The sequence below is a fragment of the Alkalihalophilus pseudofirmus OF4 genome, from assembly GCF_000005825.2.
Taxonomy (GTDB): domain Bacteria; phylum Bacillota; class Bacilli; order Bacillales; family Bacillaceae_D; genus Alkalihalophilus; species Alkalihalophilus pseudofirmus.
The window spans coordinates 2,752,876-2,779,554 of record NC_013791.2; the positions used below are offsets into that span (position 1 = coordinate 2,752,876).

The following is a 26,679-nucleotide window of genomic DNA, read 5'->3' on the forward strand; positions in this document are numbered from 1 at the left end:
GTCTGATCTAATCGATTTATAGAGGAATATTCCCATGCTTTTTCTTTGGAAGTTCTTTCTTCTTATTACGCAGCATATCTAATGCTTGCGCTAGACTCTTACGTGTATCTCGTGGATCGATGACGTCATCTACCATTCCATTGCTGGCTGCAACATATGGATTGGCAAAACGTTCGCGGTAGTCAGCAATTTTAGCCGCTCGAGTCGCTTCTGGATCATCGCTTTCATTAATTTCTTTAGCAAAAATAATATTAGCTGCGCCTTCAGGACCCATAACAGCAATTTCAGCATTTGGCCATGCATACACAACATCGGCTCCGATCGCTTTACTATTTAAAGCAACATAAGCGCCTCCAAATGCTTTTCTTAAAATGACCGTAATTTTAGGTACAGTCGCTTCTGAATAGGCATATAAGATTTTTGCCCCATGCCTGATAATACCTCCGTGCTCTTGCTGTACTCCTGGAATAAACCCACTTACATCTTCAAATGTGATGAGAGGGATGTTGTAGCAGTCACAAAAACGGATAAAACGTGAGCATTTATCAGAAGAATCAATATCTAACCCGCCCGCCATCATTTTCGGGTTGTTTGCAACAATTCCTACGGTCTCTCCTTCAATACGAGCAAAGCCGCATACAATATTTTTAGCAAACTTAGGCTGAACTTCTAAGAAATCTTCATCATCTACAATTTTTTCGATCACGTGACGAACATCATACACTTTTGTTCCATCTACAGGTACAATATCAATTAATTCTTCAATTCTCTCATCAAGAGGTTTAGTGTTCACTGGCTTTTTGACTGGTGTACGCTCTTCATGATTTTGCGGCAAGAATGAAATAAGCTTTCTAACATCCTTTAAAACCTGCTCTTCAGAAGGAGACGTGAAATGTGCATTTCCGCTCACACTTGAATGAACTTTAGCTCCCCCAAGATTCTCGCTGTTAATCTTTGCACCAGTTACACTTTCAATGACCTTTGGACCGGTAATAAACATTTGGCTCGTTTTCTCCACCATAAAAACAAAGTCAGTAATTGCTGGAGAATAAACTGCTCCTCCTGCACAAGGTCCCATAATAACGGAAATTTGAGGTACTACACCTGAGTAAATCGCATTACGGTAGAAGATATGACCGTACCCATCAAGTGAAAGCACTCCCTCTTGAATACGTGCTCCGCCTGAGTCATTTAACCCAATAATAGGCGCACCGTTTTCAGCTGCAAGATCCATTACCTTAGCAATTTTTCTAGCATGCATCTCACCAAGGGCTCCTCCAAATACAGTGAAGTCTTGGGCAAACAAGAAGATTAAGCGTCCGTCTACTTTACCGTACCCAGTGACAACTCCTTCACCCGGCGCTTCTGCAGATCCGTAATCGAGGCCTCTATGTTCAATAAAAGGATTTAATTCAACAAATGTCCCTTCATCTACTAATAGGTCAATACGTTCTCTTGCTGTCATTTTGCCGCGATCATGCTGGGCATCAATCCTTGCTTCACCGCCGCCTAGCTTCACTTTTTCTCTTCGCTCTTCTAACTCATTGATACGATCAAGCATATCCATACGTCATCTTCCTTCCTATTCCTATGGTTGAACGATCTCTTACTTAATAGATTGACTTACGTTTACTTAGGTTTGATTTACTTAGATTGATTTACTTAGATTGAAGTGCGAACAACGGCTGACCGTATTCAACAAGCTCCCCGTTTTCTACTAAAATATCAACAATTTTACCGTTCATTTCTGCTTCCAGCTCATTCATTAGCTTCATCGCTTCGACAATACAAACCACTTCCCCCTCTTTCACTTCAGCCCCTACTTCTACATATGGCTTAGAATCAGGCGATGGGGATGAATAGAACGTACCTACCATTGGTGAAAGGATGTGTTCTACATCTTCTTTTGCAGCATCTTTCGGTGCAGATGCTTCCTCTTTTACTGGTGTTTCTTCTTTTACCGGCGGCGCGGCAGGTACTGTTTTGGCAGCAGACTGTGCTTCTGGGGCGGTTGCTGTAACAGGCTCGGCAGCATCAACTAGCTGTACTCCGCTGTTCTTTTTAAGAGTGATCTGTTCCTTTCCTTCTCCTTTTACGGTTACTTCTGATAAATTAGAACGGTCAAGCGCACGGATAAGTTCTTTGATTTCACTCACTTTATACATGTTGGTCATCTCCTTTGCTTATTCAACAATTTTATTTAACAATTTTATTTAACAGTTCAATGAATCCGGTTTCAAAAAGAACCGTTGATTTTCAGGTTTTTGCAGTGCTTCTGGCGTTAAAACAGAGTGCATTACTAAGTCAGCATAAATTAAGGCAATATCATTTATTGAATATTTACCTGTATCCTTATACCACTTGTACGTCCAGTTCGTCATTCCAAAAATGGCCATAGATGTAATTGGAACTGGTATTTCTTTTCTAAATTCTCCTTGCTGAATGCCTTCTTCTACCACTCTAAACATCATTTTTTTATAACGATCACGCTTAACTTTGATCGTTTGAAAGTAATCTGAGCTCAAATATAGGGACTCTTGGTAAAAAACCGTTACGTGAGGACGATATAATTCAAACATCATAACAAAGGACTTTACGGTCTCGTACAGCCTTTCTGCTGGTGTATTATAGCGTGTGTATGCATCTTCTGCTTTGGTTAAGATGTATGTAATAAACGAGTCATGGATCGTATATAAGAGTTCATCTTTAGACCTGAAGTTATGATAAAATCCACCTTTTGAGGTCCCGCTTTCTTTCACAATCTTATCAACAGTAACAGCATGGAACCCTTGTTCTTCAAACAATAATAAAGCAGCTTCAATAATCCGATCCTTTGTCGGCTTAACACTCATCTCGTTCACTTCACCTCTCTCTGTTATTTTCGACCGACTGGTCAGTCTGTTAACAAAATTGTACGAAACGTTCCGACTATTGTCAATATTGTTTCTGTAATCGCTTGCAATTTTATTTTTATTCACTCTAAAAAACCGCTATTTCCGAGGAAATAGCGGTTTTTTCTACATACATTATTTTCGGTAAAGAGGCAGCGTCACACAGCGAAATGCTCCTCCTGATTTAATTATTTCAGATAAATCCACTTCAATAATCTCGAATCCTGATTCTTTGATTTTAGCATTTGTCTCTTTATTAAGGGGCAAGGCAATCACTTTTTTATTGCCTATACTCAATACGTTTGTCGCTAAAGTAAATTGTTCTTCTTCTGATACTTCAATTAATTGATATCGTTCCTCTAACAATCTCACCGCCTCATCATCAATTGCCTCCGGGTAAATTAATGCCGTATCATTGGAAAGGGGATTAAATACACAATCTAGATGAAGATACTTCTCATCAAACTTTATTAAGTGGATCTCATGATTCGGGTGAGCAGCTCTGAGCTGGTCGACGGTCAGCCTTGATGTACGGCTGCTGTCCCCAACATAAATGTGGCTTCCATTTATTATGACGTCACCACCTTCAATCGTTCCTCCTTCTACCTCTGTATAGGAGTACTCATGATCTTCTAGGAATTGTTTTAAAACTTTCTCCTCGCCTTGACGAATCGTTCTTTTCAACGCTCCTACATAAATCGTATCATCAATTGTAAAACCAATATCTCTTGTGAAGACCTGTTCTGGATAATCTTTTCTTGCGGGAAGTAAATGGACATCGATCTGCTCTCTCTTTAATGTTGAAACAAGTGCTTCGTGCTGTCTTTTCGCTTTTTCAACGTTAATATTCTCTTCTTTGTAATGCTCTTGTGTATCATTAATCGCTTCTTCTATTTTCATATAGTCTGGTTCACAAAGTAAGACGGTTTTTAACGTGTCATATTCTGTTTGGCATCCTTTTTGCTTCATCATTCTCACCTTTTCATCATGATTTTTATTAAAACGTTTACTTTTTATATGTAGGGAGGGCACGTATCTTTTTTCAATCTCATATGATAATGAGAAGAGGGTGTTCGTAAGGAGGCTAGATCGACAATGGAATTTCAAGCCAATCGTATGAAAAAATTAATCGAGCATGATCGCTTTTTAATGTCCGCCTATAGGGACCTGTTAGAGAGTAACTTGCATGTAAAGCCAATGAATGAAGATGCAGCTCTTCATTATTTGTTTAAAGTATATGTACAGTCTGAGCCAATTTTGCTTAATGCATACAATCATTTAACAAACGATTAAGCGTAGATTAGAGAGAAGTGGCTGGGAAAACAAAGGCTCTAACTGAGAAATGTGAACAATGTGAGGAGCATACACACCGCTCCTGAAATATACTTCGCTTTTCGCGGGGAGCCAGTGAGCTTCCTCGGGCTTTGCCCTGTGGGATCTCACTCCTGCTCTAGTCACCGCATAAGTCTACGTATATTTCATCCGCTAAGTTATTGCTTTGTATAGTGATGTCGTGGAGTGATCTAGATATCCAACCCATTTACAAAACAATAAAGTCTGGCCCTTATCGCTTACTTTTCAATTAAGAAAGTACGCGATAAGGGCCTTTTTTTTGCTCTAAGTAAGGTTCACTTCTTGTAAAACACTTCTGTCCAAGCCTACTCGCTGTTCCTGCCTACGATAGGACCGCTAAGCCCTTCTACCCGTTAACATGCGAACGATAAAGACAATAAGTGCAATCACTAATAAAATGTGAATTAGGTTTCCGGCTATCTCAAAGCTAAAGCCCAACAGCCATAGTATTAAAATAATAATGAGGATTGTCCACATACAGTTTCACTCCTTTGTTATCATTTGTTCTTATGTTGTTTGTTCCCTCATTACACATTTTGAAACCTAAAAAAACAAACGGCAATGATAAACTGCCGTTTGTTTCTTTAAAACGATTGGACTTCATGTTTGCACTTCATGATTGCACTTCATGATTGCACTTCAACAATATCTGTCCATGCTGGAATTGGGTCGTTAAATGTTGTCCAGTCTTGGTTCATTTCTTCCTCTGTTACTAAGCATTGATCAAAATACGCTTCTATTTCCTTTCGATTCAATTCAAGACCTATAAATACTAACTCGGTCATTCGATCTCCATGTTCCTTATCCCACCGCTCACGAATCTCAGGCTCTTCTTCAAGGATGATTGCTTTATCCGCATCGTTCATAGCATCCACCCATAACCCGGCAGGTTCAAATACCATAGATGGCCCTGCCTGGCTTAATAGAGCGGCAATATTATTTCTTGTCGCAATCCAGGCGATCCCTTTAGCACGCACGATCATACTTGGCCAATCTTGGATAGCATTCATAAGTCTTTCAGGATGAAATGGTTTACGCCTTCTATAGACAAAGCTTGATATACCGTATTCCTCTGTTTCAGGAGTATGTTCTGTTTGAAGCTCTTTTAACCAGCCAGCAGATTGACTGGATTTCTCAAAATCAAACAGACCAGTATTTAAAATATTTTCTGGATCTACTTTTCCTTCTGAAATCCTTAAGAACTTTGCTTGAGGCTGTAACGTACGCAGCACTTGCTCCATCTCATCTAACTCTTCATTGCTTACTAGATCACACTTATTTAATAGCAAGACATCACAAAATTCAATTTGATCAATTAAAAGGTCAACTATTTCACGTTCATCTTCATCATTGACGGCTTGTCCTCGATCAAGCAATGATTCTCCTGATTCATAGTCATGCCAGAAGCGATAGGCATCAACAACTGTAACCATTGTATCTAAGCGACAAACTGTTGTTAGGTCAATACCGCTTGCTTCGTCTGCATAGGAAAATGTTTGAGCAACTGGCATAGGTTCGCCGATTCCTGTAGATTCGATCAGAATGTAGTCGTACTTTCCTTCGTTTGCCAGTCTTTCGACTTCAACGAGCAAGTCTTCTCTTAATGTACAGCAAATACAGCCATTCGACATTTCCACTAGTTTCTCATCGACCCGCGAAACCCCTCCGCCACTCTTCACCATGGATGCATCAATATTTACCTCACTCAAATCATTTACAATAACAGCTACTTTAAGTCCATCTCTATTATGTAGTATATGATTTAAAATCGTTGTTTTCCCTGCTCCTAAATAGCCGCTTAACACCGTTACAGGCAGTTTATTCATTCTCACTCACACCCTAATACGTAATAATTACGATTTAAACTTTATCATTTTATGCTTGGCAAATCAATCATTTTTCTGTAAGATTAGAAATTAAATCGTAATTATTACGTTTTGAAAGGGGTGTCCGTTATGCAAGATTGGGTAATTATCGGTGGCGGTATTCAAGGGATTACGTTAGCCAGCTACCTCTTGGCTAAAAAATGTGTTCCGATTGAGCAGCTAACCATTATCGACCCGCACGAAGAACCTTTAGCGATGTGGAAACATTGTACGAAAAAAGTGGGGATGTCTTATTTGCGCTCTCCTTCTATTCATCATTTGCAGCCAGAACCATTTGGACTAGAGGCCTTTGCGAAGAAAAAAAATCTACATAAGCAACAAGCTTTTGTTCCTCCTTATGACCGGCCAAAGCTCTCATTATTCAACGAGCATTGTGAACATCTAATTAAAGATCATCAAATTAAGCAAAGCTGGGTTCAGGGGCGTGTAAACGGCTTAAAGAAGAATACGGATTTCTGGATGATTCAATTAGAGAGCGGGGAGGTGATAACAAGCAGACATGTTGTTCTTGCTATAGGAGTAGGTGAACAGCCTATTTGGCCAGATTTTGCCTATAGCTTAAAAGAAGAAGGAGCGAAAATCGAGCATATATTTGATCAGACCAAGTGCATAACCTCCGAAGAAGGTCAAGTATTAGTAGCAGGAGGGGGAATCAGCGGTGTTCAAACCGCATTAAAATTAAGTAGTGAGTTAAAAAACCCGGTAACCCTTTTGACTAGACATCCATTTCGAGTAAAGCAGTTTGATTCACATCCAGGATGGCTCGGACCAAAATATATGCGGCATTTCTTGAAGAAAAAATCATACGATCAAAGAAGATCGCTGATTAAACAGGCTAGAAACCGCGGTTCGCTTCCGGCTGAGCTGCGCACTATGCTAAGAAGGGCTGAATCAGAAGGTCTAGTGCAGTCGATAGTGAATGAAATAGCTGAAACGTATTATGATGGGCGTATTCATTTGACCTTTCAAGATGGCACTTCTTGGTACGGCGACAAAGTAATTTTAGCTACAGGCTTTCATCCTAATCCACCTGGTATGGACTGGCTCACCCAAACGATAGAAGAAGAGCATTTAACTTGTCATACTTGCGGCTATCCAATTGTAGATGATCATACGCTAGAATGGAGTGAAAATCTTTTTGTCTTAGGGGCACTAGCAGAATTATCCTTAGGACCAGTTGCTAGAAATATATCCGGAGCTAGAAGAGGCGCAGAAAGAATAATAGCTGCACATAGCGGCTGACAGCTTGAAAAAGCATCGTATGTATGAGCAGATGCTTTTTCAAGTGTAAACTATTCAAATGTGAGGTGAAGCTCATATCCATTTTCTATAATCATTTTCCCATTTTTATGATTTTCGATGTGCTCTTTATATGCTAGGGAATGAGCAGAGAACGCTTCTCGATCTCCGGACTCTAGTGCTTGATCGATTGAAATCAGTAATTGAGATTTCTTAAAGTGGTACATTGAATATTCAAGAACGGCCTGGGCGTAAAGAGACTGGACTGTTGATTCTGTACGTTTTTGAAGTGACTTAATAATTTCTAATTGTCGGTAAACGTTGTTATCCATCGCAAAGTGATTATTCATTGCGTATCCCTCCTTAGCTTTCTCTTTGTTCTACTATACCCTTCACTGCTATTTTCAAACCATTCACACATCTTTCTTGTGAAAAAATTATCCTCTTTAACCTGCCTAAAACTACTAAAAAACAGGCAGCTTTATTTCTAAGCCTGCCTGTCTGCCGTTAAAATTACATTGATTTTTCTCTTTTTATTTCTTCGCCGCGGGCTTTCCGTTCTTCTTTCGTTAGTTTAGGACATGCATAGCACTTCTTGCCGCCCTCCTTCACATAACTCATGCAGCACGCTGCTTTCACTCTAACCGGCTCTATGGGCTCCCACCAGCTGTCCACATAGCGAAAGGTTACATCATATGGATTTCTTTTTAAGCCGAAAACCTCGCAGTCGACCTCTCTTAACGTGTGCAGATCGTCATTTATTTGTTTCTTTCTCTCATCATCAGCGGTCACCATCCACGCCTCTTGCTGCTTATAGAATGGATTACATAGAAGCCCAAAAGCCTGCTGAATAGGTAAAGTCGAGGTAAGGGCAACCATTTCTATTACCGGACGAAGACGGTCAAATAATGCTTTATACTTCTCAGTTAACACTTTTTCTCGATCACCTTCAGGAAGCTTAGTGCAGTCGGCTTTAATTAAGGAAAAGCCAACTTCATCTCCTTTTACATAGAAGGCCAGATCTTCATAGTCAAGCCAGGAGTCATAATGAGATACGGTGTATTGATGAGCTGTACATAAATAAGCGACCCACTTCATCATATTCGCGCCGCCTGCTCTTTCATCAAGCCCTTTGCATGCTGCTGTTCGCTCTTTCATGACCTCATTCATTACCGCTTCTTTTTGAAGTTCATTTAACTTATAATATGAATCCGCTTCTTTGTTTAATTGATTTATCTTAATAAAGAATGTTGCCTCAAGCTCTTTTTTTAAATCTTGGTTAAATGGTTCACCATCAATCATACTAGCAGCTCCCTTCGTTTAAGTATTGCTCTTTCTCTATTACCAACCTTTTAAGATTAATGTTTTCGTTTACACTATATCATAATCGATTCAACGTTATCATGCAGGAGCTGTGCAAAAGAGTTCAGTTTTAATTAGTTTATTTTTAATTCATTCATTTTTAATTAGTTTGCTTTTTCCATTATTAACTAGTTGTTTTTTTAAGGCCTTTTGCATATAATAAGAACATAAGTTCGTATGAGGAGGATGAAGATGATGGCGAAGCTGACTAGTGACGAGCATCAAGCCCTTCATCACTATATTTTACTTTTAGTAGCCAGGCAAGTTCTTGAACGCGACTTTTCGTACCTAGAGCAGGCTAATTTAAAATTAGCTCACCCTTATCTCGAACTAACTAAATCCGTTCTTGATCATATCAGTAAAGAACTAAAAGCGATGAAGACTTATTTGCATGCCCATCACATTACCATTGACAGCAGAAAACAAGAGGGGTTATTTAGTGAATATTACTACCGCCATAAAGGATATGAAGGAGTGACTAGGGTTTTAAATGCTCATTTAAAAAACCAAGTGCATGATTATGTTACATCCTGCTTTACTACATTTAGAAAGCCTTCTTAATTAAAAACCCCCTTCTTACACTCCTGACAAAAAAGAAAGTGAATCACGCAAAGTGACTCACCTTCCTGCTTTTTTAGGTTTATTTTTTCTTAAAACGGCTTTTTTGATTCGCTTTTAGCTGCTTAAGCATATCAGTGACAGGAGATTCGGAAATTCGCTCTTCTTTTTTCATATGCTTATTAATGACCAGAGGTGCATGCTCCCTCTCACCTTGCATGTTTACTTCTACTTCAAAGGAATCTCCTTCACATACATCAGGCGGTAGATCACTTAGTGGTATAGTGTATTCTTTTTCGCTTTCACCAACAAGCAGCACAGCTGCTTTGTTATCTACAATGCGATCAAGTACAGCAATCATTTTATCCCTCCTATACAATCAGCAGTTAGTTCTTCAAACAAGCTAGCTCTTCTTCTATAATCTCAGAGAGTCTCCCATCACCAATCCCATTAATATCTGTTAATTCGTTCAAATTTGTAATAGGTCGCATGTCTATAAGCTGCTGGGCTCTTTCTTCTCCGATATGAACAATCATTGTTAACTCGTCTATAGAAGCTTCATTTATATTTATACAGCTGTCACTAGGTACGTCCTCATTTAGAGCAGACTGCTGATTATTTTCCGTATGTATTGATATACTGCTGCCGTCACTGATCATTTGAATCGACCCATGAAGATCTGTTCCATACCACTCAAGATTTAATCTATCAATTCTCTCGATCACTTCCCGGTGAGGGTGACCATATTCATTATCTGCTCCTGCAGAGTAAACGGCATACATTGGATCCACCTTACGTAAGAACGCCTCCTCGCTTGAGGTAGAAGAGCCATGATGCCCTAACTTGATAACATCGGCTTGAAGGTTCACTCCATTATCCACTAATTCCAACTCAATTTCTTTTTCAATATCAGCCATAAACAGCCACGCTATCTCACCATGCACCATTCGAAGCCCAATAGCTCCTTCATGAAAATCACCTGTTAATTCAGTGGGATTAATCACTTCAATCGTTAAAGAACCAATTTCAAACTCTTCACCTGCTCGCGGCTCATAATAGTCAGCAACCGAATCTGCAATAGCCTGAATCGCTCTTTCAAACGTTCTAGTCGTATGATCGTCACCAGACATCCACACTTCTGCGACGGGAAATTCAGCTAGTACTTGAGCCACTTGGCCGATATGATCAGCATGTGGGTGAGTTCCAACAAACAAGTCAATTTCAGTAACTCCCGCCTCTTTAAGAAGAGAGACCACTTCATCTCTGTCATGTCTGCCTGCATCAATTAAAACCGTCGAGTCTTTCGTTTGCAATAACGTTGCATCTCCTTGATCTACGTCTAGAAACGTTACGATCAGTTCTTTTTCGCCAATCTCCTTTACCGTTTTTTCTTCAGAGGTTTGACTTATCTCACTGCATCCACTCAGCAGCAGCATCAAACAAATCGTAAATAATACCGTCCTCATTTCAATCTCCCTACCCTTTTTTCGCCTGTCTATATCAAAGCTTGATTCATTACAATCATTAATTATACAAGAAAAAAAGAAATCATGGCACTTGGCTATGATTTCTTTTTGACGTTTATCCTAAAACTTTATTAATGGATTCTAGCACACGGTCTGCTTGAAATGGCTTAACAATAAAGTCTTTTGCACCAGACTGAATGGCATCAATAACCATTGATTGCTGTCCCATTGCAGAACACATAATCACTTTTGCAGAAGAATCTGTCTCTCTAATCGCTTTAAGAGCTTCAATTCCATCCATTTCAGGCATAGTAATATCCATTGTGACTAAATCGGGCTTTAATTCTTTATATTGATTGACTGCTTCTGCTCCATTAGCCGCTTCTCCAGCAATCTCAAACCCATTCTTAGATAAGATATCTTTAATCATCATTCGCATAAATGCCGCATCATCTACAATTAATACAGACGCCATCTAAATCACCTCTTCACCTTTGCTCTATGTATTTATTTCTTTCATTACGATTCTTGTATCACTTTTTCCAAGTTTAAGAGCGTAAATAAACGCTTATTAAGCTTGACTACACCTCGTAAGTATTCAGCTTCAACGCCGCCGACCACTTCAGGGGTCGGCTCTATTTTATCAACTGGAATATCAATGACATCGTTTGCCCCATCAACGATAAAACCAATCTCAATGTCACCTTTTTGGATCACAAGAATTCTCGTCGCTTCATCTAACCCTTTTTCTTCAATGCCAAATCGCTTTCTAAGGTTAATAATTGGTGTAATAACACCTCTTAAATTCATTACACCTGTGACAAAGGGATATGTGCTTGGAATTCTAGTAACGGGCTGCATCCGTTCAATCGATTGAATATAATCTACTTCGATGGCATATTCCTCGTCTTTTAATTGAAAAACAATGACTTTCATTTCTGTTTTCGCAGCTGTTTCATTAGACACACGAAGGCCCCCTCACTCGTTCATTACTTAATTAATGCGTTGGTATCTACAATAAGAGCCACTTGGCCATTTCCTAAAATCGTAGCTCCTGAAATAGCAAACACGTTTGTCAGATAGTTTCCTAGAGATTTTAGTACGATATCGTGCTGTCCAATTAATGAATCAACGACAAGTCCTGCTACTTTATCACCTTTATTAATGATAACAAGTGAATAAAAGTCTTCCGTTTGCTGCTCACCAGGAACTTCAAATATATCTTTTAAGAACACAAGCGGGACCACTTTACCGCGGAAATCAATCACTTTTTGATTGTGAGCGCTGTAAACATCCTGCTTATTAACAATGGCTGTTTCAACAATAGAGGATAACGGAATAGCGTATTTCTCTTCTTCTACTTCTACTAACATGACATCAATAATAGATAGCGTAAGCGGTAGTTGAATAGAGAAAATAGAACCTCTGCCAAGTACGGAATTAACCGTGACGATGCCGCCTAATGATTCAAATGTATTCCGAACAACATCAAGACCCACGCCTCGGCCTGACACATCTGTTATTTTCTCAGCTGTACTAAATCCAGAGGAGAATAACAGTCCAAAGACCTGCTGATCTGTCATCTTTTCTGCCTCTTCTTCTGTTACCACTCCATTAGATAAAGCTTTATTTAAGATTTTTTGACGATCAATCCCGGCTCCATCATCTTCAATTTCAATAAACACATTATTTCCGCTATGGTAGGCCTTTAATTTAACCGTACCCTCTTCAGACTTTCCATTAGCCAAACGAACATCAGGCGTTTCAATTCCATGATCGATTGAATTTCGCAACAGATGAACTAATGGATCGCCGATTTCATCAATAATTGTTCGATCAAGCTCTGTATCGGCACCAACAATCTCAAGGCTCACTTTCTTGTTTAAGTCTTTTGACAAGCTGCGAACCATACGAGGAAATCGGTTAAAAACTTGCTCAACAGGCATCATTCGCATATTTAGAATGATCTCTTGCAAATCTCCAGAGATTCGTGACATTCTCTCAACCGTTTCATTAAGTTCATTATTCTTTAATTCACTAGCTATTTGCTCTAGTCTTCCTCGGTCGATCACAAGCTCTTCAAATAAATTCATTAGAACGTCAAGACGTTCAATATTCACTCGAATCGTCTTATTTGATTCATGTCCTGCTTTTTTAGTTTCAGCTTTAGTTTGAACTCCTGCTTCTTTTCTTGCCGGGCTCTTTTTATCGGTTGGTTGTTTAGACGGTGCTGCTTGCTCTGTCGGTTCAGAGCTGGTGCTTTTCTCACCGGCTGCGAGCATTTCTTCTTTACTCGTCAAGTCAGCTTTTTCAACCGGCTGGACCACAACATTCGTAATCTCTGAAACTTTTAATATACGCTGCTTTATTTCCTCAGCTTCAACCTTTGAGACAAGCGTTACCATAAATGTCTCATCAAACTTCTCTTCTTCTAATTGATCAGCACTTGGTGTTGATTTAATGACTTCCCCAACCTGCTCTAATACTTCAAACACCATGAATACCCGCGCTGCTTTTAACATCGCTTGTTCATCTAATGTTACTTCAATCTGATAGGCATAATACCCTTGTTCAAAAGACTGCTCGAGCACGGTTCTTTCAAATTCATCATACACTTCAGTCAGTTGAACATTAGCAGCAGCTGGAGTTGCTGCGGCCGCTGCCGTTTCTTTTTCCGCAAGGGATGCTGCTTCTAGGCTCTCACCCTTCTCAATTGCCTCAAGCTTTGAAACAACGGCAGATACATCACGCTTGCCCTCTCCGCCAGAAGCAATGTCTTGTACCATCGCTTCAAGGTCATCTACTGCCAAAAAAACGACATCCATCACTTCGGACGTAACACTTAATTTTTGATTGCGAATAAGGTCGAGTACATTTTCCATGTTATGAGTTAAGTGTGCTAAATCTTCAAAACCCATTGTTGCTGCCATTCCTTTAAGTGTATGAGCAGAACGAAAGACCTCACCGACAATGGATAGATCATCCGGAGTTTGTTCTAATTTTAGTAAATGGTCGTTGATCGATTGTAAATGTTCTTGACTCTCATCAAGAAACACATCTAAATACTCTGAATTCATCAAGCTCTTGTTCACCTCAATGGTCACTTAGTCCTTCATGTTAAGAGGAACCTGCCGACTGCTGTTTCTTTTATCATAGCACATTTTCCTAAAACATGAGTATTTATTCATAGTAAAAATTGAATATCTTTTCTCTCCGATTTCAAGACTCATCCTTGTAGATAAAGGGGATATACTGCCTCACAAAAGGCATTACGGTAAAAAACTCCTGACAGCTGCGGTTTTATCCTTTAAGGTGATCTTCCATCAACATAGGTCTTTATACCTTAAATATTGTTCATATTCCTCTGTAGAAAGCGGCTTCGCATAATAATAGCCCTGAACAAGATCACAGCCTTGTTTTTGTAAGAAATCAAGCTGCTCTTTTGTCTCCACTCCTTCTGCAATAACCTTTAACTCCAGGGAACGGCCTAGATGAATGATCATTGATATGATCGCCTCTCCTTCTTTCCCCTTCCCGATCTTCTTGACAAATGACTGATCAATTTTCAATTCATGGACGGGCAGCTGCCCTACATACTGCAAAGAGCTGTATCCAGTCCCAAAATCATCTAAACTGATCCTGACCCCAACTTTAATTAATTGGTTTAATATATCCAGCGTTCTATCTAAATCAACGGTTACACTTTCTGTAATCTCTAAATCCAAATATTCTGGAGGCAGTTTTGTTTCTTTTAAGATCTTTTCGATGGTATGAACAATATTGTGTTGGAGGAATTGTTTCAAAGAAAGATTGACTGACATCGGTACTTTAGGGTAGCCTTCATTAATCCACTTAGCTTTCTGCCGGCATGCTTCTCTTAAAATCCATTCTCCAATTGGAATAATAAGACCGGTTTCTTCTGCAATCGAGATAAACTCACCAGGGCTAATCGTTCCTTCTATTGGGTGTTTCCATCTGACAAGCACCTCTTCACCACAAACATCCCCTGATTCTAAACAGAATTGTGGTTGATAATAGAGAGCAAATTCTCCTCGGTCAATTGCTTTCCTCAAATCATTCTCCACATGAAAATACCTTGAGAACTCTTGATACACATCGCGATTATAAACTTCCAGCCGATCCGACCCCTTAGCCTTAGCACGGTACATGGCAGCATCCGCTGAAGTAAGCAAAGCTTCTGCATCGATTCCATTTTCAGGAGACAATGCAATCCCGACACTGCCTGTTAAGGTAAATTCAAACCCATCCATAATCAGAGGTTCACGAATAATCGTTAAGAGATCTTCTGTTAATGAAACAGGCTCTTCTTTTTCCTTCACATCTGTCATCACTACCACAAATTCATCTCCACCAAGACGTGCGATCATAGATTTCTCAGGGAGATGAGCTTGCAAGCGTTCAGCAATATGTTTGAGTACCCGGTCTCCAAATAGATGACCAAGCGTATCATTAACATATTTAAAACGATCTAGATCGATAAACAGAACGGCTAGTTTCTCTTTGCTGCTAGCAGCATGAAGTAATTTATTTTCTAGATAGTTCATAAAACAGCGTCTATTCGGAAGGTTCGTCAATGGGTCTTCGTTTGCGAGACGATAGACTTCATCTTGTTGTTCGCTGCACTCAGCTGCTGATTTTTTCATTCCGAGAACAACTGCCCCTGCCGCCTTATGCTCAATGATGGTTGGGATCCAGGTATATACATAAGAGTGAGTGTAATCAACACTACCAGCCTTCTCCGAGTGGGATACGTTCCCACTCATCACCTCATCCCACGCCTTCTCATCATATATATCGGTCAGATGTTCAATCTTTTGATTGATAATTTCCTTACGGGTCCACTCATTCATATGTAGCCCTGCTTCATTTACCCTCACACATTCACCTGCTGCATTAATCACCAGCAGCAGATAGGGGCTGTGTTCAAATAAAGACATATATTCTTTTTCTAAATCGGAGAACCCGGCTTGTGTTTCATCGAATTTCATCGTGTTATCCACTCTTTCCTTAGAAATCTTTTCCATTCATTATATACTTCATTATACCATGATCAGAACTCACTAAAAAAAGCCAACCAACAGGTTAGCTTCAGTGAAAACAATCTAAAACAGACGAGATGACTTTTACATTCCTATGAAAAGAAGGGGGCGTATCCGGGTGTATGTACAAGCCATCCATGCCTAGTAAAACAGCGGGAGCCACATCATTAATGTAATTATCACCTATTGATACCGTACGAGCTGGTTCGACTTGATATGCAGCAAGCAGCTGCTTGAATAACCTGCTCGTCTCAGCTGGCTTTTTAGCCGACGGAATCACTTCTTTGAACATATCTGTTAATTGCAGTTCATGTAATAGACGGTTGACATCATCGATATCGCTATTTGTCACAAGAACGACCGAGGTTGTAGCGGCAAGTCTTTCAAGTGATTCTTTTAACCCCGGCAGCGGATCGAGAGTGAAGGCATCAGTCACCATAAATTCTTTTGTTGCTACATAACTTGAATAGCAATCTTCTACTCCGTAATGCTTCGCACATACAAAAGGAAGCCACCAGCCATCTCCTATTGCAATCATCGACTCAAAATCAAAATTAAGGTTTTCTTGATAAAGATCCTGCGTTGCTTGTTCTGATAAAAGAGACCCATCCCATCTCAAGGCCTGCGTCACAAGGAGAGTCATAGGGTCGATTGTTAAAACCAGATCCTTCTCTACATCATAGGCTTTCCCAATCGTAACGGGGTGCTCCCCTTCTTTCATCTTCTCGTAATCAGAAGCAAACTCTTTTTGCTGATCCTCTTTTACTTTTTGTTTTAAGTGATTCGCATAATACTCAAAATGCTCCCCACCCTCATATAACGTTCCGTCTAAATCAAAAATAATCAAATCATACCGTTCTAGCACAGACATTCTCCTTTCAAAAAAATCAAACACATATAGTCATCGTAACATTAATCACACGCTGTTCTTTTACAGTTTTCTACAAAAAAGGTAAAGATATTGTTAAAGGTGTAAATTTGTAAACCGATTATAAACAATGTGTAAAAATACGGTACAATGTGTAGATTTGTCATTGTCTATCCTCCATAATCACAGCTGTAAGACACACAAATACATACGAGGTGGGGAAAAGAAATGAAAAAAGTGATGACAGCTTTACTTATGATGCTGCTCGCATTAATGCTCGCTGCTTGCGGGGAGAGTAATGAGGAAACAACAGCAACTCAAGATCCAGAGCCACAAGAGGAAGATACAGAAGTTGAAGAGGATGCAGGAGCTGCTGAAGACCTGCCTGAAGAACTGATTATGGGCTTTGTACCATCACAAGATTCAGACAAGATTGCTGACACAGTAGCACCGCTAGCTGACCGTCTTTCTGAGGAATTAGGAATCCCAGTATCGGGACAAGTAATGACGAACTATACAGCATTAGTTGAAGCAATGGGAAATGATCGTGTTCATATCGGCTTTATCCCAGCTTTCGGTTATGTTCTTGCAACCGAGCGTTATGACAACGTTGAAGCTATTCTAAAATCTGTTCGCCACGGTTCTTCTACATACCGAGCACAATATACTGTTCGTGCAGATTCTGGCATCGAATCAATCGAAGATCTTGAAGGCAAAGTATGGGCCTTCCCAGATAACGTTTCAACAAGCGGCTACTTATTCCCTGCTGCTCAATTAATGGATGAGTATGGTGTAGAAGCTGTAGAAGATTATTTCAGTGATTTAATCCAAGCTGGTTCACATGACAATGCCATGATTATGGTTCTTGAAGGCGATGCTGATGTTGCCACTACATTTGAAGATGCACGTACAGCGATTGAGGGCGATTATCCTGAAGCAATGGATGAGTTAGTGCAGCTTGATTTCACAGCTGATATTCCTAATGACACGATCAGCGCTAACACAAACATGCCGGCTGACTTTATCGAGCAGATTCGTGCCGCTTTCTTATCTTTCAATGACGACGAAGAAATGCTTACGATTATGGATGAAGTGTATAACTGGACAGGCATTGATGAAGCAGCTGACAGCGACTACGATGTGGTCCGCAGCACCTATGAAAAGTTCAAAGATGATGGAGCAATTTCATTAGATTAACAAGGTTCACAAATAACCTTTAACATGACGAAGGGGGAGGAATGATTCTCCTCCTTTTTATTTGCCAGGCTTACATCAGGAAGGGGTACGATCATGATTGAATTTAAACAGACATCTCTTGTTTATCCAAATGGTACACAAGGCTTAAAAAATATTAATCTCAAAATCAATGAAGGAGAGTTTGTCGTCATTGTTGGATTATCCGGTGCGGGAAAATCGACTCTCATCCGCAGCATGAACCGCCTTGTTACACCAACTGAGGGGGAGCTGCTTATAGATGATGAAAATATTCTTTCATTTAATCAGAGAAAGCTTCGTGAACTTCGCACAAAAGTAGGGATGATCTTTCAAAACTACAATCTCGTCAAACGATCAACTGTGATGAAAAATGTCATTTCAGGCCGCCTCGGTCATACGGGAACTCTCAAAAGTTTATTAAGCCTTTATTCTCAAGAAGATCTTGCACTCGCTCATCGCAGCCTAAAACGTGTGAACATCACTGAAAAAATGCACCAGCGCGCCGATCAACTTAGCGGCGGCCAGCAGCAGCGCGTAGCGATCGCCAGGGTTCTTACGCAGCAGCCAAAAATCATTCTCGCCGACGAACCGGTAGCTAGTCTTGATCCCCCGACATCGCATCAGGTAATGACGTATCTTAGAAAAGTAAACCAAGAAGACAAGATTACAACGATCGTCAATTTACACTTTATCGATATGGCAATGGAGTATGCTGACCGTATTATCGGCATGCGTGCTGGCGAAGTTGTTTTTGACGGCCCCGCAAGTGAAGTAACAGAAGAAACATTTGAAGAGATATATGGACGAAAGATCAGAGAGGATGACCTTGTAGGAGGTCAAGATGATGAGTAACGGAATAAATAATGAAACGAATAACAGAACATCTATTGCGCTCTATTCTGTAAAAGTCAAACGTCAAATGTCGGTTATTCTCCTTGCTATTATTGGTTTATATATTTATACCTCAATTGCAACAGAATCATCTCTTATCGATTTTATTGACGGCTGGTCAGGATTTGAGCGAGTAGCAAAGGACCTCTTCCCTCCCAATTGGAGTTATGCTCCGCAAGTGTGGGAATACCTTGCTGAGACCATTCAAATGGCGATCATCGCAACCACTTTTGCAGCGCTCGCAAGCATTCCTATTTTTCTTTTATCTGCTGCCAACTTGTTTCCTAGTAAATGGGTTCACCAGCCTGTCCGCTTTATCATGAATGTTTTGCGTACAATCCCGGATATTCTATTAGCAGTTATTTTTGTAGGGATTTTTGGTGTAGGAGTCTTCCCTGGAATTATGGCCCTTTTTATATTCTCATTAGGGATTTTAGCAAAGTTAATGTATGAAACGATTGAAGCTATAGACACCAATCCGCTTGAAGCCATTCGCGCATCAGGAGGGAACACGCTGCAAGTGATTTGGTATGCGGTCATGCCGCAAGTACTGCCTCAGTTTGTTTCATTTGGTTTGTATGTATTTGAAGTTAATGTGAGGGCCTCTGTCGTTCTCGGATTTGTCGGGGCTGGCGGTGTGGGGCTGCTTCTTCAACAGCAAGTAAGCTTCTTCAATTACCCGCGAGTGATGACGATTATTCTCATCATCTTTATTGCTGTTGTCATCATTGATTACATCAGTAATAAAATAAGGGAGAGACTTGTCTAATGGAACATAAGCTGACACTTAAGAAACAAAGAACGAAGAAACAATGGATTGGATTTAGTCTTATTACAGCAACAGTGATCGCTTTATATTTATGGACCTTTATAGGAATTGATATTAGATGGACTCGGGTATTCAGCGAGCGTTCGATTGACAATTTCAGCCGGGTGATCCCCCAGCTGTTCTCACCCGATTGGTCCGCTTTTGGAAAAGTAATGGAGCTGATGTGGCAAACGCTGCAGATGGCCTATACCGGAACTCTGCTTGCAGCCATATTAGCCATTCCCTTTGGTTTTTTTGCTGCGAGTAATATGGTTAAAAGCAAACTATTAAATACCTTTTCAAAATGGCTGCTAGACGCCATTCGTGCCTTCCCGGAGCTGGTTCTTGCATTAATGTTTGTTGCTGCAATCGGCCCCTCTCCTTTTGCAGGGGTTCTAGCAATTGCTATTGGTTCGATCGGGATGCTTGGCAAATTGTATTGTGAAGTCATTGAATCAATTGATATGAATGTAGTCGAAGCTCTTGAAGCTAATGGGGCAAATAAGCTTCAAGTCCTCTTCTACGGGATTATTCCGCAAATTATTCCTGAGTTCTTATCGTATGCGATTTACCGATTTGAAATTGATGTTCGTGCTTCGACGATTTTAGGTATTATTGGAGCCGGCGGTATTGGAACATTAATTACGATCGCTACACAAAATCGTAACTGGGACGAAGTTGGAATGATTCTTGTCGTTATCGTTGTGGTCGTCACGATCATTGACACGTTAAGTGCGATGATTAGAAAACGGATTGTATAGAAAAAGCGGACAAACCAGTGGTTTGTCCGCTTTCTTCTACATTATATAGTCTATGAGATCTGCATTTGTTTTACGTAAATAAACCAATCTTTGAATAGCTTTTTTAATTGATACTTCTTTTTCTTCTTCTACATGAATGGTGTGCAGAGGTTTTTCTTTATCTCTTAACACATAGAGAGACATGGTAGAAATGGTGTGTCCTGTCTCTTGTTCATAAGCCATTTTGTAAAGGTATAATTGGACATCATATACTGCAAGCCACTCACTGCCTGACCGCTTAATTCGATTCGTTTTAAAATCAATAATATGCAAGCAGCCGTCTCTTTCAACGACTTTATCGATCTCTCCAATGACCTCAGCGCCGGCAATTTCTGTTGCAAATGACCATTCATTTTCAACAGGAGTACCGAGTTCCGTTTGCTGAGCTTCACTGTATGTTTCCATTAGTTCACTCACTTCTTGTTCGTAAGAAACTTTAACAGAAGCTGTGTCATTAAGCTCATCCACATAGTTCATCGCTTCTGTGACTGCTTCTTGGGCTCCAAAGCCATAATCCCTTAGTTCACAAGCCCTGTGAACGAGCGTCCCGACAACTGCAGGGTCTACTTGCTGCACTCGTGTTTCTTGATCGGCATCCGCATCACTTCTTAAGCGGCGAGACTCATTTACTCCTAACACATACTTCTCATAGTATTCTTCAGGTTGATGAATAAACGTCATGATCTCAGACACTGACAGAGGATAGAGAACTTCTTTTTTCGCCGCTAGCTCCGTTCCCTTATACAAATGGTTCTCTGCATGATGCGGGAGCTGCTCAGAGATCTCATTTACGACCGTTATATAGTCTTCTAATGGCCCACAGTCTCTTGCCTCTTCAATAAGGTGAAGCCAGGATTTTTTTGCGCCATCCCCGTTCCCAATCATGACTAAGTAATCTTTTGCACGTGTCGCTGCCACATAAAACAGTCGTTTGGACTCTTCTTCTGACTCAAGACCTGCCGCCTCCTTAACAAGTTCAAAGCCAGGGGTGACAAGCTTTTTAGGTCGGGCCTCAAGGTTATCTGTCTCTTCTTCTAAGCTCCAGACAATACCCAGCTTCGCATCAAACCGAACTGAACCCTTGTCTCCTTGTACAGAACGTTCTAATTGCGGCAGATACACAATTGGAAACTCCAATCCCTTTGAGGCATGGATCGTCATAATATTGACCGCGTCTCCCTCTGTGCGTTCCATTTCCGCTTCGCCCTCTTTATCATTTAAAGCCATTCTCTCATCAATAAAATGAATAATCTCCTCTAAGCTTCTTAAGTGTGATTGCTCAATCATTTGAATTAATTTTTCTACATTTTTCACCTTTTGGAGGCCGTTTGATTGGATAAGCAAACTATGCACAAGCCCTGTTTCTTTGATCATCCTATCAAAGGTTTCACCAGGGGATCCTTTAATAGAGAATGGTACATAGTTCAGGAGCCATTCCTTCAGTTTAAGGGCAGCATCCAAAATTTGTTGAGCGGGAAGATCACTTGAATCAGCTAGACCCGTTTGAGGCATTGATTCAGATAGTTGATACAGATAATCTGCAAAGCTTTGTGTCGCTTCTTTTTGTTTTGCAATCGTGACAAAATCATTCATCGTAAGACCAATAAGCGGACTTCTTAATAGAGATAATACATACACATCTTCAAACGGCCTGTTCATCCAACGCAAAAGGGTAAGGAAATCAATGATTTCCTGCCGCTCATAAAATCCAATACCCCCATACACTGTATAGGGAATGTTTTGCTTACTAAACGCACGCTCGAGCTTTAATAAATCTGTACGAGCAGGTATGAGTACCGCCATGTCTTTGAATGCTGGTGCTTGCCAGCTCTCCCCTTTAAAGACACGCGGCTGTTGTGATGTGATCATCTCATTGATCCGGTGAGCGAGAGCTTCGTACGAGCCCGCTTCCTCATCTGTTTCTTCCTTGTTAAGAAGCAGTAATTCCATTTGCTTTTGATCAGGTTGTTCTGCCTCTCTATTGGCACTAAGAGCTGCATACCGGGTTTGGTAGCTTTCTGTAATGTGATCAGTCATTGCACTTTGGAACAAGGCATTCACTCCATCAATAATCGGTTTACACGTTCGATAATTGATATTCATTTCAATGGCTTCGGCATTTTCTTGTTCGACAGCATCTTGTTCAAGCTCATTCATCAATCTTACATTCGCCCCGCGGAAACGATAGATCGATTGTTTCGTGTCACCGACAATGAAGCGGTAGGAAGGATTAATCCGCTCAAGCATCTCAAGCTGCAGACGGTTCGTATCTTGGAATTCATCTACAAGCATATGGCGAAACTGCTTTTGACAAGCCTCTTGTATCTCCTTATTTTCTAGGAGCGATACCGCCTTTTGCTGGAGATCACTAAAATCCACTACTCCCCTAAGCTCCTTTTCTCTCTTATAAGCAAGATGAAAGTCGCACAGTAAATCAATAAAACGCCCTAAAAGCAAGCTGGCGGCTTCATCTATCTCCACTTCTCCACCAACCGCCTTCCAGTCATCCTTTAATGGCTTCCAGTGCTCTTCAAACAGCTGAAATAGGGCTGGGATCGCTTCTTGCCACTTTTTATCAGTACGTTTAGGCATTACTCCGATCAGCCAATCCATATACTCATTCGGACCAGACGGGGAAGGCGGCGATAAAAAAGCTTCTTGAAGCCTATCAACATGTCCGGCTTGAGCTTTAGTTAACCCTTCTGCCGACGGAAATTGAGGGATCAGATCAAGTGCAGCCTTATGGAAAGCTTCAACTGTCTTTATTTGCTTTTCTTTCACGGCTTCCGCTTGAGAATGAAGCATGTCGTCCGCTTGCAGTTGGAGTACAGCATCTTCTCCTATCACGAGCTCTGATATAGAAGCATGAATGTCTTCCATCGTAGAGATAAATTGATCTTTGCTCATATAAGAAAAAAACTCTTTCGCTGAAGCTGTAAATTCAACATCCTGCAGATGCTTTTTTAAGACATCTCTTTTTAACTGCTTTGCTTCCACCTCATCAATAATTCGTATTTTAGGGGGGAGCTTTGCGGCCATCGCATACTGACCTAGCAGCTGCTGACAAAAGCTGTGAAAAGTGGAGATATGAGCTCTTTCCACTAGTTCTTTTTGTTCCCTCCAAAACGCTGCCTCTGCTTCCGTCTGTGCTAAAACCTCTTTCTCACTAATACGTTTGCGAACTCGATCCTTCATTTCACGAGCTGCTTTTTCGGTAAACGTAATCGCTGCAACCTCTTCGATCGTAGCGGCTATACTTGAGGAAGGCTCATGAAATGCTTTTTCGAGCAAGTACATGATCCGCTCTGTTAATACGCGCGTCTTACCAGAACCTGCCCCTGCAGCGATGACCACAAGAGATTGCTCATTGGTGATGGCGGATGTTTGTGCTTTATTAAATTCCATTTAGTAAAGCCCCTCCTTTTGATCTTCTGTCACTCGACAGACCGATTTGTAGGGACAATAAGACGAACAATCGAGCGGTCTTACTGAAAATTCCGTATGCGTGCCCTTCCATAAGGAATGCACTTTGTTTCTTAATTCGTAGACTTCCATAAATTCATCCCCTCCAAGATCATCCTCTTTGTTTTTGCAAGAGTGATGAACAAGGAATTTAGAGCTTTTTCCAATTTGATCTGAACGCCAAATACCATTACCTGCACGCTTCTCCGGCTCTCGCAGTGAAATATACGAGGCACCGTGAGCACGAAGGGCAGCATCAGTTGTGCTTAATTGCTCTTTTAGAGCTCTAGCATACAGCGGCAATTGAAGCTTTAGCCCGCTTCGCACTTCCTCTTCAAGCTTCACATGTGCAAACCCTGTTTTATAGTCATAAATCGTGAACCCTTCCTGATCAAGATCAACACGATCAACTTTACCGGTCAAATGAAGCGTTGTACCTTCATCTAATTCAAGTTCTAAACGAAGGGACGTTTCAAGCGAATGAATCTTCATTTCACTAAGATGAGGATTGTCCCAAAAATGTTTTCGCTCTGCCTGCCACCACCTGTTTATCTTCCGCCACCACTTTTCTTTCTCAAGAAGTAAATCAAGCCTAGAAATCTCAAAGGCGGTTGATTCAATTTGTTCCCATAACTCTTCAAATTTCTCTTTTAAAAGAACTGGGACCTCATTTTTTATTTCTTCTGTACACTCACCAAACGGAACCCCAATCAAATCAAGCTCTTTATAGATCGACTCTATCAACGTATGAATCATCTGGCCGATATCGATGGGAGAGATCCGCTCTTGTATACTCTTTACTTCCCCTACCTGAAGCACCCTCTCTAAGCCATGTTTGAATGGACACCTAGCGTAACTTTCAAGCTCTGTAATCGATACAGTATTCTTCATGAGGGAATCTTGATGAGCTTCTTCTAGCTTCTCCTCGCCCTCACTTAAGTACTGATGCCTTTGTGAAAGCTGTACGAGTTCAGCGGCCGGTTCTAAAACCTTCATGCCAAGCCCCATATGATAGGCGGTCTTTTCTATTTGGTCTTCTTTTGAAAAGCTTATTGAATGCTTCATTCTAGCTTCAAACGTGCACTCTCTTCCATCCTTTTGCAGCCATTGTTCGATAAACGGGGAAGGAAGATGCGGGTGATTGGGGTCAAGCCCTTTTGTGTACGTACATACAATTGATTTGGCTGCAAGCAGTAATTGCCCAAAATAAGCTTGCTGCTTGTGTCTAAAATGCTCTTGCGTCGGGAGTGCTCCTTCAACAGGAAGATTGTATAAATCTTTTTCATGAACATATCCGCCAAGCTGATGAACAGCAGGAAAGGCTCCTTCATTCATTCCAATGACATACATTTTCTTTCCTTCGAATAATCCAATATCACGCCATGTATGAACTTGAATACCCCTTTTTGAGCCTCTGGCTGTAAACAACTCTGTTCTTTTTGCAAGCTCTAATACCCAATCAGCAAATACATCAAGTGTCATATGAAGATCAGTTAAATGTTTTGCTTCGAGCTTTTCGGCATAATCACTCACTAATTCAGTCAGTCGTTCGATGGTCTTAAGTTCAAATACGATGTCTTTTAATTCACTTGTCCTAGTTTCCTGTCCTTGCCTCTGTCTCCATTTTCCATCTAATTCAAGTTGGATAACAGCTTGACTGAGCTGTTTTAAATAATGGTAGAAGCTTGAGGACTTTCGCCAATTGAACTCTTTAATCCTTTGATAGAGTTCTCTTGATTCCTGATGAATAATGTCACCTGTAGCTAGGAATGCTTCTTTTGCCTTTACATAATCTATTCCTTTTAAGCCATGGAGAGTAAAGATTTGATCGATCAGCGGCAATAGCTCGAAGCGATTGGTTTTAGAATAATCCCATGTCAGCAGCTTATGAATAAATTGAAAGGATATGGAGCAATCAAGTGATTTTTTTATCGGCACATTTAAAGGAATTTTATATTGTTCGGCGTAATATCGCAGTAAGGAAGCTCCATCTTTTTCATCTACCACGATAATCCCTGTTTCCTCATATAAAAGTGGCGACATTCTAATTTCTTCTAAAACAGCACGTATCTCTTCATTTTTCGTGCTTGCAGCGATCACATCAACATCCTCTGCTGGCTCGGCAGAAAGATCTGTTTCTGCATGCATCTGAAACCCTAATGCCGTTAATTCTTTTTGCGTTTGTTGAATGATAGCAAACTCCTGATCGATTGGCAGATAGATCGTAACCGGTATTCCAGCTGACACAAGCGCTTTTAGCAGAATAAATTGCAGCGGACCAAAATCAATAAAGCCATCAATATATACGCTGGCTACACGTGGCTTTTGATTGTCCAGAAGCTCTATTGCTCTTAATACGGTATTCTCAGGGTCGTACATTTTTTGGTTATGAACCGTTTGCTCTTCATATTGCTTAAAGAGCGGCATAAACTCTTCTAGAGACCGAGGAGCATCTTCTAACTCCAGCCCTAGACGTTTGATTTGTCCGTACGTGTCAGCAAGTCCACGGACCTTGCTTTGATTTTGATTAAATGAACGGTACCTTTCATCTGTTTTCATCATATTTTGGAAAAATAACGCTCGTTCATGTTCATCGAGGTAAATAGGCTCCCCTTCTGCCTCATTAACAATAAACGCCGCCAGATCATCAAATGTCGTATAGCGAACACCAGGCTGTCTTTTCCTAGCTTCTTTAAGCCAGCTCCCTGATGGCAAGAGATAAAATACGGAACCTTTCTCCTCCTGCTGTTTCGCACAAGCTTCTTTTAAACGGTCAATCTTAGCAACATCTTTAAAAGACGTTTGTTTAATTAGTCGCAC

The 26,679-nt window shown here is 40.6% G+C and carries 24 protein-coding genes; 7 read left to right on the plus strand and 17 right to left on the minus strand.

All coding sequences use genetic code 11. The annotated features are described in order from the left end of the window. Nucleotides 1-16 precede the first annotated feature (16 nt). From BPOF4_RS13975 to BPOF4_RS13990, 4 genes are all read right to left on the minus strand, one after another. On the minus strand, nucleotides 17-1,567 hold the full coding sequence (locus BPOF4_RS13975; protein ID WP_012959835.1) for an acyl-CoA carboxylase subunit beta: 1,551 nt from the start codon (nucleotides 1,565-1,567) through the stop codon (nucleotides 17-19). 91 nt (nucleotides 1,568-1,658) lie between these two features. Next, the gene (gene accB / locus BPOF4_RS13980; RefSeq protein ID WP_012959836.1) at nucleotides 1,659-2,165 is read right to left on the minus strand and encodes an acetyl-CoA carboxylase biotin carboxyl carrier protein; all 507 of its coding nucleotides are present in this window, start codon (nucleotides 2,163-2,165) and stop codon (nucleotides 1,659-1,661) included. 48 nt (nucleotides 2,166-2,213) lie between these two features. After that, nucleotides 2,214-2,852 carry a TetR/AcrR family transcriptional regulator gene (locus tag BPOF4_RS13985; protein WP_012959837.1) on the minus strand — a complete coding sequence of 213 codons (639 nt, stop codon included), beginning with the start codon at nucleotides 2,850-2,852 and terminating at the stop codon, nucleotides 2,214-2,216. 174 nt (nucleotides 2,853-3,026) lie between these two features. Continuing rightward, nucleotides 3,027-3,860 (minus strand): dimethylarginine dimethylaminohydrolase family protein, encoded by an 834-nt coding sequence (locus tag BPOF4_RS13990; protein WP_012959838.1) that lies wholly within the window; start codon nucleotides 3,858-3,860, stop codon nucleotides 3,027-3,029. 126 nt (nucleotides 3,861-3,986) lie between these two features. On the opposite strand from BPOF4_RS13990, the gene BPOF4_RS13995 reads away from it, so the two are divergent. Continuing rightward, the gene (locus tag BPOF4_RS13995) at nucleotides 3,987-4,184 is read left to right on the plus strand and encodes a hypothetical protein (RefSeq protein ID WP_012959839.1); all 198 of its coding nucleotides are present in this window, start codon (nucleotides 3,987-3,989) and stop codon (nucleotides 4,182-4,184) included. 396 nt (nucleotides 4,185-4,580) lie between these two features. Here the strand turns inward: BPOF4_RS13995 and BPOF4_RS22015 are convergent, their stop codons facing one another. Then, nucleotides 4,581-4,721 carry a lmo0937 family membrane protein gene (locus BPOF4_RS22015; RefSeq protein WP_012959840.1) on the minus strand — a complete coding sequence of 47 codons (141 nt, stop codon included), beginning with the start codon at nucleotides 4,719-4,721 and terminating at the stop codon, nucleotides 4,581-4,583. A gap of 149 nt (nucleotides 4,722-4,870) precedes the next feature. Then, on the minus strand, nucleotides 4,871-6,070 hold the full coding sequence (locus tag BPOF4_RS14000; protein WP_012959841.1) for a GTP-binding protein: 1,200 nt from the start codon (nucleotides 6,068-6,070) through the stop codon (nucleotides 4,871-4,873). A 129-nt stretch (nucleotides 6,071-6,199) separates the two neighbouring features. Between BPOF4_RS14000 and BPOF4_RS14005 the strand changes: the two genes are divergently transcribed. After that, a complete protein-coding gene (locus tag BPOF4_RS14005; protein WP_012959842.1) occupies nucleotides 6,200-7,372 on the plus strand; it encodes an FAD/NAD(P)-binding protein in 1,173 nt (390 codons plus the stop codon). Between the two features lie 50 nt (nucleotides 7,373-7,422). Here the strand turns inward: BPOF4_RS14005 and BPOF4_RS14010 are convergent, their stop codons facing one another. Both BPOF4_RS14010 and BPOF4_RS14015 read right to left on the minus strand, forming a co-directional pair. Continuing rightward, entirely contained in the window at nucleotides 7,423-7,719 is a 297-nt protein-coding gene (locus BPOF4_RS14010; protein WP_012959843.1) for an IDEAL domain-containing protein, read from the minus strand. A 163-nt stretch (nucleotides 7,720-7,882) separates the two neighbouring features. Then, nucleotides 7,883-8,671 (minus strand): hypothetical protein, encoded by a 789-nt coding sequence (locus BPOF4_RS14015; protein WP_012959844.1) that lies wholly within the window; start codon nucleotides 8,669-8,671, stop codon nucleotides 7,883-7,885. A 252-nt stretch (nucleotides 8,672-8,923) separates the two neighbouring features. Between BPOF4_RS14015 and BPOF4_RS14020 the strand changes: the two genes are divergently transcribed. Then, nucleotides 8,924-9,292: a YhjD family protein gene (locus tag BPOF4_RS14020; RefSeq protein WP_041822492.1), complete on the plus strand. Its 369-nt coding sequence runs from the start codon at nucleotides 8,924-8,926 to the stop codon at nucleotides 9,290-9,292. Between the two features lie 79 nt (nucleotides 9,293-9,371). Here BPOF4_RS14020 and BPOF4_RS14025 read toward each other — a convergent pair whose 3' ends face one another. The 7 genes from BPOF4_RS14025 to BPOF4_RS14055 all read right to left on the minus strand — a co-directional run bounded on the left by BPOF4_RS14025 (nucleotide 9,372) and on the right by BPOF4_RS14055 (nucleotide 16,680). Continuing rightward, nucleotides 9,372-9,650, minus strand: coding sequence for a DUF3006 domain-containing protein (locus BPOF4_RS14025; RefSeq protein WP_012959846.1), 279 nt, complete (start codon nucleotides 9,648-9,650; stop codon nucleotides 9,372-9,374). 25 nt (nucleotides 9,651-9,675) lie between these two features. Beyond that, on the minus strand, nucleotides 9,676-10,755 hold the full coding sequence (locus tag BPOF4_RS14030) for an MBL fold metallo-hydrolase (RefSeq protein WP_012959847.1): 1,080 nt from the start codon (nucleotides 10,753-10,755) through the stop codon (nucleotides 9,676-9,678). Between the two features lie 115 nt (nucleotides 10,756-10,870). Further along, on the minus strand, nucleotides 10,871-11,230 hold the full coding sequence (locus tag BPOF4_RS14035) for a response regulator (RefSeq protein ID WP_012959848.1): 360 nt from the start codon (nucleotides 11,228-11,230) through the stop codon (nucleotides 10,871-10,873). A gap of 44 nt (nucleotides 11,231-11,274) precedes the next feature. Next, entirely contained in the window at nucleotides 11,275-11,721 is a 447-nt protein-coding gene (locus tag BPOF4_RS14040; RefSeq protein WP_012959849.1) for a chemotaxis protein CheW, read from the minus strand. 23 nt (nucleotides 11,722-11,744) lie between these two features. Then, entirely contained in the window at nucleotides 11,745-13,832 is a 2,088-nt protein-coding gene (locus BPOF4_RS14045) for a chemotaxis protein CheA (RefSeq protein WP_012959850.1), read from the minus strand. Between the two features lie 246 nt (nucleotides 13,833-14,078). Continuing rightward, the gene (locus BPOF4_RS14050; RefSeq protein WP_012959851.1) at nucleotides 14,079-15,800 is read right to left on the minus strand and encodes an EAL domain-containing protein; all 1,722 of its coding nucleotides are present in this window, start codon (nucleotides 15,798-15,800) and stop codon (nucleotides 14,079-14,081) included. A 64-nt stretch (nucleotides 15,801-15,864) separates the two neighbouring features. After that, nucleotides 15,865-16,680, minus strand: coding sequence for an HAD family hydrolase (locus BPOF4_RS14055; protein ID WP_012959852.1), 816 nt, complete (start codon nucleotides 16,678-16,680; stop codon nucleotides 15,865-15,867). 231 nt (nucleotides 16,681-16,911) lie between these two features. Here BPOF4_RS14055 and BPOF4_RS14060 point away from each other — a divergent pair, with 231 nt between their 5' ends. From BPOF4_RS14060 to phnE (BPOF4_RS14075), 4 genes are all read left to right on the plus strand, one after another. Next, nucleotides 16,912-17,880, plus strand: coding sequence for a phosphate/phosphite/phosphonate ABC transporter substrate-binding protein (locus BPOF4_RS14060; RefSeq protein WP_012959853.1), 969 nt, complete (start codon nucleotides 16,912-16,914; stop codon nucleotides 17,878-17,880). A 93-nt stretch (nucleotides 17,881-17,973) separates the two neighbouring features. After that, entirely contained in the window at nucleotides 17,974-18,750 is a 777-nt protein-coding gene (gene phnC / locus BPOF4_RS14065) for a phosphonate ABC transporter ATP-binding protein (protein ID WP_012959854.1), read from the plus strand. Beyond that, on the plus strand, nucleotides 18,743-19,558 hold the full coding sequence (gene phnE / locus BPOF4_RS14070; RefSeq protein ID WP_012959855.1) for a phosphonate ABC transporter, permease protein PhnE: 816 nt from the start codon (nucleotides 18,743-18,745) through the stop codon (nucleotides 19,556-19,558). The genes phnC and phnE (BPOF4_RS14070) overlap by 8 nt, the downstream gene beginning before the upstream one ends. Further along, complete coding sequence (gene phnE, locus BPOF4_RS14075) at nucleotides 19,558-20,358, plus strand: phosphonate ABC transporter, permease protein PhnE (protein WP_012959856.1); 801 nt, start codon at nucleotides 19,558-19,560, stop codon at nucleotides 20,356-20,358. The genes phnE (BPOF4_RS14070) and phnE (BPOF4_RS14075) overlap by 1 nt, the downstream gene beginning before the upstream one ends. A 36-nt stretch (nucleotides 20,359-20,394) precedes the next feature. Here the strand turns inward: phnE (BPOF4_RS14075) and BPOF4_RS14080 are convergent, their stop codons facing one another. Next, nucleotides 20,395-23,802, minus strand: coding sequence for a UvrD-helicase domain-containing protein (locus tag BPOF4_RS14080; RefSeq protein ID WP_012959857.1), 3,408 nt, complete (start codon nucleotides 23,800-23,802; stop codon nucleotides 20,395-20,397). Further along, on the minus strand, nucleotides 23,803-26,679 hold the full coding sequence (locus BPOF4_RS14085) for a PD-(D/E)XK nuclease family protein (protein WP_012959858.1): 2,877 nt from the start codon (nucleotides 26,677-26,679) through the stop codon (nucleotides 23,803-23,805).

Excerpts from the sequence above, each read along its gene's own strand:
- BPOF4_RS13975 (WP_012959835.1), bottom strand. The coding sequence starts at position 1,567 with ATGGATATGCTTGATCGTATCAATGAGTTAGAAGAGCGAAGAGAAAAA.
- accB (WP_012959836.1), bottom strand. The coding sequence starts at position 2,165 with ATGTATAAAGTGAGTGAAATCAAAGAACTTATCCGTGCGCTTGACCGT.
- BPOF4_RS13985 (WP_012959837.1), bottom strand. The coding sequence starts at position 2,852 with ATGAGTGTTAAGCCGACAAAGGATCGGATTATTGAAGCTGCTTTATTA.
- BPOF4_RS13990 (WP_012959838.1), bottom strand. The coding sequence starts at position 3,860 with ATGAAGCAAAAAGGATGCCAAACAGAATATGACACGTTAAAAACCGTC.
- BPOF4_RS13995 (WP_012959839.1), top strand. The coding sequence starts at position 3,987 with ATGGAATTTCAAGCCAATCGTATGAAAAAATTAATCGAGCATGATCGC.
- BPOF4_RS22015 (WP_012959840.1), bottom strand. The coding sequence starts at position 4,721 with ATGTGGACAATCCTCATTATTATTTTAATACTATGGCTGTTGGGCTTT.
- BPOF4_RS14000 (WP_012959841.1), bottom strand. The coding sequence starts at position 6,070 with ATGAATAAACTGCCTGTAACGGTGTTAAGCGGCTATTTAGGAGCAGGG.
- BPOF4_RS14005 (WP_012959842.1), top strand. The coding sequence starts at position 6,200 with ATGCAAGATTGGGTAATTATCGGTGGCGGTATTCAAGGGATTACGTTA.
- BPOF4_RS14010 (WP_012959843.1), bottom strand. The coding sequence starts at position 7,719 with ATGAATAATCACTTTGCGATGGATAACAACGTTTACCGACAATTAGAA.
- BPOF4_RS14015 (WP_012959844.1), bottom strand. The coding sequence starts at position 8,671 with ATGATTGATGGTGAACCATTTAACCAAGATTTAAAAAAAGAGCTTGAG.
- BPOF4_RS14020 (WP_041822492.1), top strand. The coding sequence starts at position 8,924 with ATGATGGCGAAGCTGACTAGTGACGAGCATCAAGCCCTTCATCACTAT.
- BPOF4_RS14025 (WP_012959846.1), bottom strand. The coding sequence starts at position 9,650 with ATGATTGCTGTACTTGATCGCATTGTAGATAACAAAGCAGCTGTGCTG.
- BPOF4_RS14030 (WP_012959847.1), bottom strand. The coding sequence starts at position 10,755 with ATGAGGACGGTATTATTTACGATTTGTTTGATGCTGCTGCTGAGTGGA.
- BPOF4_RS14035 (WP_012959848.1), bottom strand. The coding sequence starts at position 11,230 with ATGGCGTCTGTATTAATTGTAGATGATGCGGCATTTATGCGAATGATG.
- BPOF4_RS14045 (WP_012959850.1), bottom strand. The coding sequence starts at position 13,832 with ATGAATTCAGAGTATTTAGATGTGTTTCTTGATGAGAGTCAAGAACAT.
- BPOF4_RS14050 (WP_012959851.1), bottom strand. The coding sequence starts at position 15,800 with ATGGAAAAGATTTCTAAGGAAAGAGTGGATAACACGATGAAATTCGAT.
- BPOF4_RS14060 (WP_012959853.1), top strand. The coding sequence starts at position 16,912 with ATGAAAAAAGTGATGACAGCTTTACTTATGATGCTGCTCGCATTAATG.
- phnC (WP_012959854.1), top strand. The coding sequence starts at position 17,974 with ATGATTGAATTTAAACAGACATCTCTTGTTTATCCAAATGGTACACAA.
- phnE (WP_012959855.1), top strand. The coding sequence starts at position 18,743 with ATGAGTAACGGAATAAATAATGAAACGAATAACAGAACATCTATTGCG.
- phnE (WP_012959856.1), top strand. The coding sequence starts at position 19,558 with ATGGAACATAAGCTGACACTTAAGAAACAAAGAACGAAGAAACAATGG.
- BPOF4_RS14080 (WP_012959857.1), bottom strand. The coding sequence starts at position 23,802 with ATGGAATTTAATAAAGCACAAACATCCGCCATCACCAATGAGCAATCT.